The organism is Hwanghaeella sp. 1Z406 (assembly GCF_048892425.1).
Lineage (GTDB): Bacteria > Pseudomonadota > Alphaproteobacteria > UBA8366 > Aestuariispiraceae > Pacificispira.
This window is the reverse complement of record NZ_JBLZHU010000010.1, coordinates 137,149-149,181: the sequence shown is the minus strand read 5'-3', so window position 1 is coordinate 149,181 and position 12,033 is coordinate 137,149. Positions and strand designations below refer to the sequence as shown.

Here is a 12,033-nt window from a genome sequence, read left to right as displayed (position 1 = left end):
ATACCACATCCCCGGGGGGAGACATGGCTGATAACGCGCCCAGATATCATCTAAGCACATCCACCTAAGCTCAAAGGGTATTCTCATTGATCCAATCTCACCACCCAACCAGCACCCTAAAGTACCAGCCAAGCAGCTCAAACGTAACTTGACTATTCATCAAGATACACAATCAACCGCAGCCAAAAGACCACCGCCAACCGCGTATCCCTTCCATATATCAACAATGTCAAATAACCGATATTCTGTTCCGATCCGGGTCGCCGTCGCCGCGTTGGCGTCGGTGTTCCCTCGTCGAGGAGGCGGCTTATACGGGCCATGTCCGGGGGTGTCAAACGGTTTTGAGAAACTTTTTTGAACCCAGTGCGTTTTTTTTAATTCCGACCCCGAGACATCGCGGTTTTCCACCCTCTTTTTCAGGCAAGGCTTTGAAATGCCTTAATTCATCAACTTGACGGTTTTCGCACCAACCAGTATCGATAACGGTGTTAAGGCAAATGACCGACAGATATCAGTCGTTTTTTCTTAAAAACCGCTGTTTTTCGCACGTTCGGCCTGATATTTGCTTAGACGAACTGGCGAATCACGATAGAGAATCGGTTTCTGTCACCGTTTTGACGAGGCGAAACCTATTGTGAATATGGGCATTAACGGGCCTGCATCAATGACGATGGTCTTGATTCAGGGAGATGGGAGCAAGGTTTCGTGGAAGTCGACAAGGCGCATTTTCGGGCCCTGCGGGGATCTGCGAGCAGGGCAAAGGCGAGACTGCTGCGTCGCCTGGGCATCCCATCACACACTGATGACCACTATTTCGTCACCCATCGCGCCGGTCACCCCGTCAGTAAACGGCGGCGCTTTATGACCGGCCTGTTGACACTTTCAGGATTGGGATTGGCTGCGGGCCTGGGCATCACCATGATGTCTGAGCCGTCCATTCCAATGAACCGTGCGGTAGCGACAAACGAATCTTATGATGCGCTGTTGCCATCAGCCAGCGGCACGGTTTCTTCCGTGAAGCTGTCAGAGCAATGGGAACTGGCGGCTTTAGGATCCGATTCGACCGCCCATGACGGGTTATTGTCGCAACCCTATACAGTGCATGTGGAGATCGCGCCCGGAAACACCTTCATGTCCGTCCTGTTGGATGTCGGTCTTGACCGCGCGACCGCTTATTCGCTGGTGCAGTCCCTGTCGGAAGCCTTCGACCCGCGCCATTTGCGCCCGGGTCAGACGATGGACGTCACCATGGTGCCCACGGTCGAAGGATCCATTGGTAAAGTCACGGCGCTGGCCTTTCATCCAGACGGATTGCGCTCCATCCATGTGACAGAATCGGAAGATGGCTATACCGCCGTCGAAGACATGCGTGAATTAAGCGATCACATCGTTCGGGCAGATGGGGAAATTGACAGTTCCCTCTATGTCGCGGCCCGTCATGCAGGTGTGCCCAATGCCGTTCTGGGGTCCTTGATCAATATTTTCTCTTTTGACATCGACTTTCAACGGGAAGTGCAACCCGGTGACCGATTCTCCCTGATGTTCCAAGAACGGCGCACCGATGAGGGTGAGACCGTGGATTTTGGCGATATCATGATGGCAGAAATGACGGTCGCTGGCACAATAAAGCGATTCTATCGCTTTGAAGATGATGAGGGGCGATCCGATTACTATGACAGCAAGGGGCAGTCGGTGCGCCGTGCATTGCTGCGTACCCCGGTCGAAGGCGCGCGCATTTCATCTGGCTTTGGTAAACGCTTCCATCCGATCCTGGGCTATAACAAAATGCATAAAGGATTGGACTTTGCCGCCCCGACAGGAACGCCGATCTATGCGGCTGGCGATGGCGTTGTGGAAATGGCCGGCTGGAATGGGGGCTATGGTCGCTATATCCGCATTCGGCACAATGGCACCTATAAGACCGCCTATGCCCATCTGAGTCGTATTGACAGCCGCATCAAAGCCGGCGCCCGCGTCGACCAGCGTCAGATCATCGGCTATGTCGGCACATCTGGACGCTCTACCGGGCCACACCTGCATTATGAAGTCCATGTGAACAACAAGCAGGTCAATCCACAGGGCGTTAAGCTTCCCACCGGCAAAACCCTGAAAGGGGCGGAACTGGCAAGGTTCGAAAGCCTGCGGGACAAGCTCGAATCCCAATATGCTGCGGTCGAGCCCCGTACTCAGGTCGCCCAGGCCATGGAATGATCCTGTCAGGAAATTTACTGGCGCACATTCACATGCTGGACTAAGTCCCAAAGGTGTCCGATGGTAGCAAACAGGGTCGATCGGGATATCGAGCCTGCGCAGTTCCCATGCTCTTCTCAATCCCGTCGGAGACTGAGTCTTGTCCTACACGCTCTACAGCCACAAAGGCTCTGGTGGATTTGTAATTGAGGCCGCACTGACCCTGGCACAAGCGCCCCATTCAGTTGTCGAAATCGACACTCGCGGTGGCGAGCAGTTTTCAGACGAGTTCCGCGCGATCAATCCCTGGAAACAAGTACCCGCACTGAAATTGCCGGACGGCTCCATCATGACCGAATCGGCAGCGATGGTGATCCATCTGGCCGCCGCCCTGCCCGACGCAAAGCTGGCCCCGGTACCGGGAACAGCCCAGCATGCCGCTTTCCTGCGCTGGATCATCTTCATGACCATCAATATTTATGAAAGCGATCTTCGGGTTTATTATCCTGCCCGCTATACCGATGAAATGAACGGACGTGAAGGCGTCAAGCGCGCCGGAATGGATCATTTCCGTCGAGGCCTGCAAACTATGGAAGACTTGCTGGAGTCCGGCCCCTATATCCTGGGAGAGACATTCAGCTTAGCCGATATCTACCTGGCCATGGTCTATGTCTGGTACCCGGAGGAAATTGACCTGCCCCGGCTGCACGCATTGAAAAAACATATCGCGCGGCATCCTGTTATTGGACCCGTCTGGCAGCGCCACTTCGGATCCCAATGACGCCCCTCACCGCACGGTGTGGTGAAAAAACCTCGCAATCGCGCTATAGGGGCCAGAAAATCATGATTGCCGGCACAGCGACAAGGGCAATGAGGATTTCCAATGGCAAGCCGACCCGCCAATAGTCGCTGAAGCGATAACCGCCCGGCCCCATCACCAGCGCATTGTTCTGATGTCCGATCGGCGTCAGGAATGCGCAGGACGCGCCAACTGCCACCGCCATCAGAAACGGATCTGCCGACAGCCCCAGCTCCCGGGCAATGGCAAGGGCAATAGGGGCCATCACCACCGTGGTCGCAGCATTGTTTAAAACGTCGCTCATCGTCATGGTGGCGACCAGAATAACGCCCAGAATCAGCCAGTTTGGCATCCCGCCCGCAATGGACAGAATGCTGTATGCGATCAACCCGGTTGCCCCCGTCGATTCCATCGCTCCGCCGACCGGGATAAGCGCCCCCAACAGCACGATAACTGGCCAGTCGACACTGTCATAGACCTCTCGCAAGGGGACGACACCGAACAGAACAATAGCCACCACGGCGACGCCGAATGCGATTGGCAAAGACACGTATCCCGTCGCCGCAGCCAAAACGGCCCCGGCAAAACACAGCAGGACCGTTGTCCCACGCCCACGACGGCCCAGGCTTAAATCTCGCTCGCGCAGTGGCAGCGCACCGAATCTGGCAACGGCTTCATTCAATTCTTCCGCAGCACCCTGCAAAAGCAAGATATCACCGGCCTTGAACCGAAAATCCTTCAGACGCCCACGATGCGGTTTACCTTGTCGCGCAACCCCCAACAGGGCGACGCGATATCGCGGCCCAAACCGCAACTGAGCGACTGTGCGTCCATCCAGCGGGGACCCCTGCTGAACAACCATCTCCATTGACGCGGCCTCACCCGATTTCAGAATTTCCTGGGGTGTCGGACCGCCGCCGCTAAGTTTTAAACTGAAGTCCGATACGAAACGATCAATCTCTTCTGCCACCCCTTCCAGGATCAGATGGTCGGTCGCATGCAACGGCTCATGTCGGGGGGGAGAGGGATAATTGCGGCCACGCCGGATCAATTTTACGATCACAACGTCCAGGTCCTCGCTCATCGCCTCGATTTCAGTGATCGTTTTACCGTAAATCTTGCTGTCCTTGGATAGCTTAACTTCTGCGGTATAGACTTCCACCCCGAACCGATCAGTATCCTCCTTACCACTGGCCTTCGGTATCAACCGCCAACCAAAGACAATAAGATAAATCAGGCCGATAATTGCCACGACGCCCCCCACCGGAAGGAAGTCGAACATTGCAAAACTGTCCCCGACTGATCGCTCGCGAATGGCGGAGATCAGAATATTGGGGGGTGTGCCGATCAGTGTCAGCATTCCCCCAAGAATGGAGGCGAAGGCAAGCGGCATCAGCAACAGGCGCACGGGGCGTTCCGCCTTACGCGCCGACTGAATCGCAACAGGCAATAACAGGGCCAAAGCCCCAACATTGTTCATAAACGCGCTGAGTAGAGCGGCTGTGCCGCTGAGTCCCCCAATATGCCCGACCGTGGTGCCAGAGCCGCGCTGAACCAGTCTGGCAATCGGATCAATCGCGCCGGATGCAGACAAGGCCCGACTGAGAATCAGCACCAGGGCCACAGTTATCGTCGCGTCATTACCAAAACCGGAAAAAGCATCTTTGGGATCAATCAACCCCAATAGAGTCACCGCCAACAATCCGATCATTGCAACCAGATCATAGCGAAAGCGCCCCCAGATGAAGAGGCCCAGCAACGCACCCAAAACCCCCAGGATTAACCCCTGATCAAATGTCACAGATCATCCAACACGGAATAGAGAGCATCCAAATGTGCCGCCCCCAGCAGGCGACAGCGCGCGATTGACCAGCCATAAAGCGGGTCGGGCGCATTCGCGTTCTCTTTAAAGGGCATTTCCAGTGTCATGCACAAGGCACCAAAACGCTCTGCCAATTGCGATGTACACATTGCAAGATTGGCTTTACCCGGCGCGGCAGCAGGATATCCCACCTCTGACTGAAAATCAGGATTGGCCCGACACAGTGCGGCCTCATAGCGTTTACGCAGATCAATCAGTTTATCGGTTGCAGAGGGAATCGCATCCGCCCCGGCGATGAAGTTATAGGGCAGTCCTTCATCGCCATGCACATCCAGACAGAAGTCCAGCCCGGCCCGATCCATCGCCTGCAGCGTCAGGTAGACCTCTGGGCTGTTCTCCAGTGTAGGGTTCGCCCATTCGCGATTTAAGTTCATACCCTTGGCATTGGTGCGCAGATGCCCCCGACGGCTGCCATCCGGATTCATGTTTGGAATCGCATAAACCGTCGCACGGGACAGAATTTCACGGCTGACCGGGTCGCTGGTATCCAGCAATCGGGTTACCATCCCTTCCATAAACCATTCCGCCATGGACTCGCCTGGATGCTGACGCGCAATGGTCCAGATGCTTTTCTTTGTTTCATCGCTGTCGCCGATGACCAGTAAGTCCAGTTCTTCCCCATCCGTCGTTTCACCCAGAACCGCATGGCGGCAATTGGGGCGCATTTGACAGGCCGCAATCAGATCACGATGGCGTTCCCTGGAATAGGGTGCGAAATAGGCCACATAAAAGCTGTCGAATTCGGAAGTGTGTTCAATTGTCAGAACCTTGCCGTCAAATTCTGTACTGACCCGAAACCACGTTTCCCGATCATAAGAAAGACAGGCGCGGTAGCCTTCCCACCCTTTGACATAGGAAGCCTCTCCCGCATTCATGATATTCAACCGGACCGGTTGTCCAGCAACACCGCTGACACGAAAATGGAACCACTGAAAGAAACCATCCGGCCCAGCATCCTTGCGAATGCGCAATTGGACATCATCCGATGAATTGGCAGATATCACCTCGATATTACCGGAATCAAAATTGCTGGCGATGTGCATAAACCCTCCAATGTGTAACGCTTTCGACACGACCGTGTGATACCGAACCATAACGACTGGGCGGGATACTCAAAAGCCCTGTTATGACCGAGACGTCGCAAACACAAAAATATTGATCTTTCACACCACACTATTATCTAGCGCTCAGATATAGGAACGTGCATAGCAAGCTGCTAGAGCATCATGGGCACGTATATGCGCGCACATGATGCTCTAGCGAATTGCTGTTTCAGCAAATACATCGCCGTAAACGACTCCGTTTGCTCGGGATTTGCTCTATAGTGATGTGCCTGTGCCCTCCTGACGAATGAAAGACGGGTTTCCATGATAAGCGCCTTAAAAGTCAGTTGGGCACTGTTTCTCGGCCTTGGCCTAATCATGGTCGGTAATGGGCTGGGCGGCAGTCTGGTCGGCATTCGCACCCAGGTCGAAGATTTTGGCAACACGCTAACCGGTTTCGTGGTCGCGGGCTATTTCGCAGGGTTCTTTTTGGGGTCGGCAATTGTGCCAAAGATGTTGGCAAAGGTCGGTCATGTCCGGGTTTTCGCCGCACTAGCCGCGCTGGCCTCTATGACGATATTGGTCTATCCGCTGATTATTGATCCTTATGTCTGGATCCTGATGCGCATCCTGACTGGGCTTGCTTATGCCGGTCTGTATATTGTGGTGGAAAGCTGGCTGAACGAAAAGGCGACCAATGATACACGGGGGCAAATCCTGGCGATTTATCTGGTCGTTTCCATGCTGGGTCTCGCCAGCGGGCAATTGATCCTGAATTTGTATGACCCTGCAAATTTCCAACTGTTCACTATTGTTTCGGTAATGATATCAGTGGCGGCCCTGCCGGTTTTGATTTCCGGTGCCCGCGCGCCCGAATTTACCGCCCCGGAATCTCTGGGCCCGATAAAGCTGTTTAAAATCTCCCCCCTGGGCACGGTCGGCATGGTGATGGTTGGTGCAACCGCGGGCATGTTAATCGGTATGGGCCCAGCCTATGCCTATAAGATGTATGGAACGTCTTTCGCGTCACTGTTCATGGTTGCCATCTTTGTCGGGGGTTTCCTGTTCACCTGGCCGATCGGGAAGCTGTCCGATATTTTTGATCGCAGAAAAGTCATTGTATTATCCGCCAGTGCCTGTGTCCTGATCGGAATATTGGGGCTGATATTTCAAGACCCCGGTAACCTGAACAACCTGCAGACCTATCAGGAATTTTATCCGATTGGCGAGGATCTGTTCAGCAACCGGAATCTGTTGTTGCTGATTGCCCTGCTGTTTGGTGGTGTTGCAATGCCGCTCTATTCACTGTGCATCGCCCATACCAATGATTATCTGAATTCCAAACAGATGGTCGCGGCCAGTTCAACGATGATCATGGGCAACGGCCTTGGGGCGATGTTCGGCCCAAACATCGCTGGTTTTGCTATGGATATGTTCGGAACACCTGGCTACTTCTGGTCCCTGATCGCCATCAATCTGATTTTTGTTGGATTTGGTATCTACCGCATGACGCGCAGACCATCCCTTCCCGCAGAACAGCAGGGTCCCTTTGTGGCAATCGATTCCAGAATGTCCGCAGCAGGTGTAACGGCCCTGCGCCCGGATCTGGAATGGCCGGAAACCGATCAGGAGTCGGATCTGATTTATTGCCATCCAGACTTTGAGGTGGATGAAGATGATGCACCCGAGGCGACCGTTCCAGAGGCGAAACCCGCACCGGAAAACCGCTAATTTTCTGCAAAAGACACAGCGATTTTTGCGTGTTATGTTTTCGACATGTCAGATCAATCTTCCCTGGACCTGGACTTTTTCCGCACGCTGCTGAACGACCGATTGGCGGAAATTGAAGCCCTTGCTCACTCCAGCAAGGAATCGCGTGCGCCCGTAACCCTGGATCAGCAATCCGTTGGTCGCCTGTCGCGCATGGATGCGATGCAGGGCCAGGCCATGGCGCTGGCGACAGAGCAACGCCGCAACACAGAACGCCAACGCATCCGCGCCGCCCTGGCCCGCATCGACAGCGGTGATTATGGGTATTGCCTGAAATGCGATGACGAGATTCCGGAAAAGCGATTGCGGCTTGACCCGGCAACGCCGGTCTGTGTCGATTGCGTATCGGGGCCAGGCCCCGCCGGGTTGGGAACGGGATAAGATTTTACAATGCGTGGTGCGATTGATTTTCTGCGGGCTGATCCGCGGTTGGCCTTTTATGGCCTGTTCATGGCGTTTGGGTCCAGTTTCGGCCAAACCTTTTTCATCTCTCAATTCGGGGGGGAAATACGGCGCGATTTCGCGCTCAGTGATGCCGCCTTTGGCACGATCTATGGTCTAGGCACACTGTTATCAGCAGCGGTCATCGTCTATACGGGGGGCATTATTGACCGCGTCGATCTGCGGCGTTGGACGCTGATCCTTCTGCCCGGCTGTGCCATCGCCTGCGCCCTGATGGGGCTGGCTCAAGGTCCTGTCACCCTGTTCCTGGCGATATTCCTGTTGCGGCAGACCGGTCAGGGATTGATGAGCCATACAATGGGGCACAGTCTGGGGCGCTACAGCCTGGTTGGCCGGGGCAAGGCAATCGCCTTTGGTGGCTATGGGTTCCCACTGGGCGAAGCCCTGTTTCCAGTTCTGGGCGTGGCAGTCATAGCCGCCTTCGGCTGGCGCGAGGCATGGTATGGCCTGTCAGGCCTGTATCTGTTTCTTGGCCTGCCGATTGCGCTGTGGCTGTTGCAGGGGCATGACGGACGCTATGCGCTGTATAAGCAGGATCTGGCGGACCAGGACGCCCAGGACCAATTGGCGGAATCGGATTTGAGCCGCCCCCGCCCCGTTCGAAGCTGGCGGCGCAAAGATGTGGTGCGCGATCCACGCTTTTATCTGGCCCTGCCCGGCCTGATGTGTCCCAGCTATATTGTCACCGGCCTGTTGTTGCACGGCGTGCGGATCGCGGAACTAAAGGGATGGAGTCCGGAACTATGGGCCGGCAGTGTGGTCTTTTACGCGATAGGCAGTATTCCAGCCGGACTGATGATGGGAACCTATATCGACAGGAAGGGGGCGGCCAGAGGATTGCCCTTGTTCCTGGGCCCGCTGATCATCGGGTGTATTGTATTGGCCCTAGGCACTGGGGCCTGGACACCGCCCGTTTTTATGCTGTGCTGTGGCATTACCTCTGGCATGACCGCTGTATTGCTGGTCGCGCTGTGGGTAGAAGCCTATGGTCGCCGGTTCCTGGGGGAGATCAAAGCCATGATGACCGCGCTGGCCGTCTTAGCCAGTGCCGCCGCGCCACCGACCCTGGGCTGGATGCTGAATGCGGATTGGTCCGTCGCCCAGCTGTGCCTGTTCTGTGGTGCATTGGCGATGATCGGTTGCAGCCTTTCCCTACCCGCCGCGCGGCGCTACGCTACACCTTAATATGAGCTGAGAGGGAGCCTGAAATGGCACGGAATTATTGGTTGTTTAAGTCAGAGCCCGGCACATGGTCCTGGGACGATCAGGTCAAACGCGCTGATAAGGGCGAAGGCTGGGACGGCGTTCGGAATTACCAGGCCTCAAACAATATGAAGGCCATGAAAATTGGCGATTGGGGCTTTTTTTATCATTCAGTTAATGAAAAGCAGATCGTTGGCATTGTTGATGTGATCGAGGAATATCATCCCGACCCGACCGATGCGAAAGGACGATTTGGAATGGTCACCGTGCGCGCCATTCGCCCATTTGAAAAACCGGTTACCCTGGCGGATATCAAAGCGGAACCGGCCCTGGAAGACCTGTCCCTGATCAAACAATCCAGACTATCGGTGATGCCGATTCCTAAGGAATCCTGGGGTTTGATCTGTAAGATGGGACAGACGAAGGCCGACTGACACTGCCTTTAAAGATTGGACCCTTAAAAATGGGATTGCTCTCCATCACACCGCGCCTGGATCCCCAAATGGCGCACGCATTGAAGATCGCGGCTGAACTTGCGGCGAAGACCAAGGAACGTCACGGCTTGGGTGAGGTTGCGGCAACCGACCTGCCCAATCAGCGCATCCTGTATAATGCCGACCGTGAATTCTGGAACCGGGACGCGCCAGAGATGGGGGAATCGAAGGATATCACCATCGATACGGCAAATGGCCCGCTGGCGTTGCGCCTGCACCGTCCCCAAAATGCCAAATCGCCAAGCCCCGTTCTGATCTATCTGCATGGCGGTGGATGGATTGTCGGCAATCTGGATACGCATGCCCGGATCATGCGCCTGTTGGCGGAAAAAAGCGGATGGTGCGTTCTGGGGGTGGATTATCACCTGGCACCAGAGGCGAAGTTCCCCGTGCCCCAGGAAGATTGTCTGGCCGCCGCACAATGGGTTATCGATCAGGGGACGCAGCACGGGTTGGATGCGGATCGCATTGCGCTGGGCGGTGATTCCGCAGGCGGCAATATGTCAATGGCGACACTACTTGCGCTGCGGGCTCAGGGTCAGCATCACCGTGTGAAAGCAGCCCTGCTATATTATGGATCCTATGGCTTGCGGGATTCCGCATCCCGCAGATTATGGGGCGGCGCCGAAGATGGATTGAGCCCGCAGGATCTGGCTTTTTTCCGCACCTGCCTGATGAACAGCCCGGAAGAGATGAGCGACCTCCGTTTCGACATACTGGCCAATCCGCTGAATGATCTGCCGCCGCTGTACATTCTGGACGTCGCAATGGACCCGCTGGCAGATGACAGTGTTGCGCTGGCCCAGGCTGTTCAGGAAGCGGGGGGAACCGTAGACTATCGGCGTGTGGAGGGAGTCTTGCACGGCTTTTTGCATATGAGTGGCCATGTAGACGCGGCCATGACGGCGCTGACCGAAGGGGCGGCCTTCCTGCGCCACCATGCACAATAGACTTATCAGACAGCCAAAATAAAACGGGCCGCTTCCTTATAGAAACGGCCCATTTTTGAAAACTCAGTCAGACTGAAAGTCAGCCCTGAAACGTGCTCAATGAAGCTTTCCGGGCAGAGCCGAAATCGCATCATCAATGGACTTATCGCCCCCTGCGCCATCCATCGCTTTGGTCAGGACCTGCGTGGTGGCACTGATTGCAATATCAACAGCCTGGTTCTTCACCTCAGCGATTGCATTTGCTTTCGCTTGAGAGATTTTTTCCATGGCCTGTTGTTCATGGCGTTCCATCGACTGTTTCAGACGGGCATCCATGTCCTTCTTCATCATTTTCGTTTCAGTCTTGGCGTTTTCGATAATGGACGCGGCCTGTTCGGTGGCTTCCCGTTGGGTGCGCTTCATTTCCGCCAAAGCAGACGTGGCCTCTTCTTTAAGGGCTTCAGCCTGTTTGATTTCATCGCGGATGCGATTAATCCGTCCGTCAATTGCATTCAGAATGATCGAACGACCCTTCCAAACAACCAACACAACGAAAATTGTGAAAGATACAAGAACCCAAAGGTCTGTCGATTGGAGGATTGATTCATGTTCCATGATCTCAGACCCCTTTCGCCGCCGCGTCTACGGCCTTGGTCACATCCGCCTTGGATGCCGCCTTGCCTGACAGTTTCTCAATAGAAGCCGCAGCAACTTCCTGTGCGACTTCACGGATTGACGCCATGGCTTCCTTGCGGGCTTCATCGATCGACGCTTCCGCATCGGTCATTTTAACCGCCAGATCGGCATCCAGCTTTTCCATTTTCTTGGCATGGTCCGCGACAAGCTTCTCCTGCGCTTTACGCAAGATATCCTGTGCTTCTGACCGGGCCTCGGACAAAGCCTTCTCGACAGAGGCTTCCGCCTCTGCAATTTCAACACGCAGTTGTTCGGCCCGTTCCAGATCGGCACGGATCTTTTGTTCCCGTGACTCGATCACGTCCCCAACACGGGGCACAGCGACCTTCCACATCAGGATAAACAGCGCTGCAAATGTCACGGCCAACCAGAATATCTGGCTGGAGAAAGAACTGGTATCCAATTGCGGCATGCCGCCTTGGTGTTCCGCCTCAGCTGCATAAGCGCAAACAGGGCCAATCACGGAAATCACCGCGACGGCTGAAAGCTGAAGGCCCGATTTTAGAACCTGGTTCATCCTTGAAACCCCTTTCACTTGGATCCGGTGAGGGGCAGCCCTAAACAG

Annotated in this window: 11 protein-coding genes; 7 read left to right on the top strand and 4 right to left on the bottom strand. The window is 55.0% G+C overall.

The annotated features are described in order from the left end of the window. Positions 1–705: 705 nt before the first annotated feature. Positions 706–2,211, top strand: a complete 1,506-nt coding sequence (locus ACOSDR_RS18070) for a peptidoglycan DD-metalloendopeptidase family protein (RefSeq protein WP_420732116.1) — start codon at positions 706–708, stop codon at positions 2,209–2,211. A gap of 139 nt (positions 2,212–2,350) precedes the next feature. Further along, positions 2,351–2,971 (top strand): glutathione S-transferase family protein, encoded by a 621-nt coding sequence (locus ACOSDR_RS18065; RefSeq protein ID WP_420725812.1) that lies wholly within the window; start codon positions 2,351–2,353, stop codon positions 2,969–2,971. Between the two features lie 43 nt (positions 2,972–3,014). Here ACOSDR_RS18065 and ACOSDR_RS18060 read toward each other — a convergent pair whose 3' ends face one another. Together ACOSDR_RS18060 and ACOSDR_RS18055 are read right to left on the bottom strand one after the other, a co-directional pair. After that, positions 3,015–4,790 carry an SLC13 family permease gene (locus ACOSDR_RS18060; RefSeq protein ID WP_420725813.1) on the bottom strand — a complete coding sequence of 592 codons (1,776 nt, stop codon included), beginning with the start codon at positions 4,788–4,790 and terminating at the stop codon, positions 3,015–3,017. Beyond that, positions 4,787–5,914, bottom strand: a complete 1,128-nt coding sequence (locus tag ACOSDR_RS18055; RefSeq protein ID WP_420725814.1) for a M14 family metallopeptidase — start codon at positions 5,912–5,914, stop codon at positions 4,787–4,789. Before ACOSDR_RS18055 ends, ACOSDR_RS18060 begins: the two co-directional genes overlap by 4 nt. A gap of 324 nt (positions 5,915–6,238) precedes the next feature. Between ACOSDR_RS18055 and ACOSDR_RS18050 the strand changes: the two genes are divergently transcribed. From ACOSDR_RS18050 to ACOSDR_RS18030, 5 genes are all read left to right on the top strand, one after another. Beyond that, positions 6,239–7,645 (top strand): MFS transporter, encoded by a 1,407-nt coding sequence (locus tag ACOSDR_RS18050; RefSeq protein ID WP_420732115.1) that lies wholly within the window; start codon positions 6,239–6,241, stop codon positions 7,643–7,645. A gap of 45 nt (positions 7,646–7,690) precedes the next feature. Beyond that, a complete protein-coding gene (locus ACOSDR_RS18045; RefSeq protein ID WP_420725816.1) occupies positions 7,691–8,065 on the top strand; it encodes a TraR/DksA family transcriptional regulator in 375 nt (124 codons plus the stop codon). Positions 8,066–8,074: 9 nt separating this feature from the next. After that, positions 8,075–9,331, top strand: a complete 1,257-nt coding sequence (locus tag ACOSDR_RS18040) for an MFS transporter (protein ID WP_420732114.1) — start codon at positions 8,075–8,077, stop codon at positions 9,329–9,331. Positions 9,332–9,354: 23 nt separating this feature from the next. Next, entirely contained in the window at positions 9,355–9,783 is a 429-nt protein-coding gene (locus tag ACOSDR_RS18035; RefSeq protein WP_420732113.1) for an EVE domain-containing protein, read from the top strand. Between the two features lie 68 nt (positions 9,784–9,851). Beyond that, positions 9,852–10,793: an alpha/beta hydrolase fold domain-containing protein gene (locus ACOSDR_RS18030; RefSeq protein WP_420732112.1), complete on the top strand. Its 942-nt coding sequence runs from the start codon at positions 9,852–9,854 to the stop codon at positions 10,791–10,793. Positions 10,794–10,889: 96 nt separating this feature from the next. On the opposite strand, the gene ACOSDR_RS18025 is transcribed toward ACOSDR_RS18030, so the two are convergent. Both ACOSDR_RS18025 and ACOSDR_RS18020 read right to left on the bottom strand, forming a co-directional pair. After that, positions 10,890–11,387: a F0F1 ATP synthase subunit B gene (locus tag ACOSDR_RS18025; protein ID WP_420725820.1), complete on the bottom strand. Its 498-nt coding sequence runs from the start codon at positions 11,385–11,387 to the stop codon at positions 10,890–10,892. Between the two features lie 4 nt (positions 11,388–11,391). Next, on the bottom strand, positions 11,392–11,985 hold the full coding sequence (locus ACOSDR_RS18020; protein ID WP_420725821.1) for a F0F1 ATP synthase subunit B': 594 nt from the start codon (positions 11,983–11,985) through the stop codon (positions 11,392–11,394). Positions 11,986–12,033: the final 48 nt, after the last annotated feature.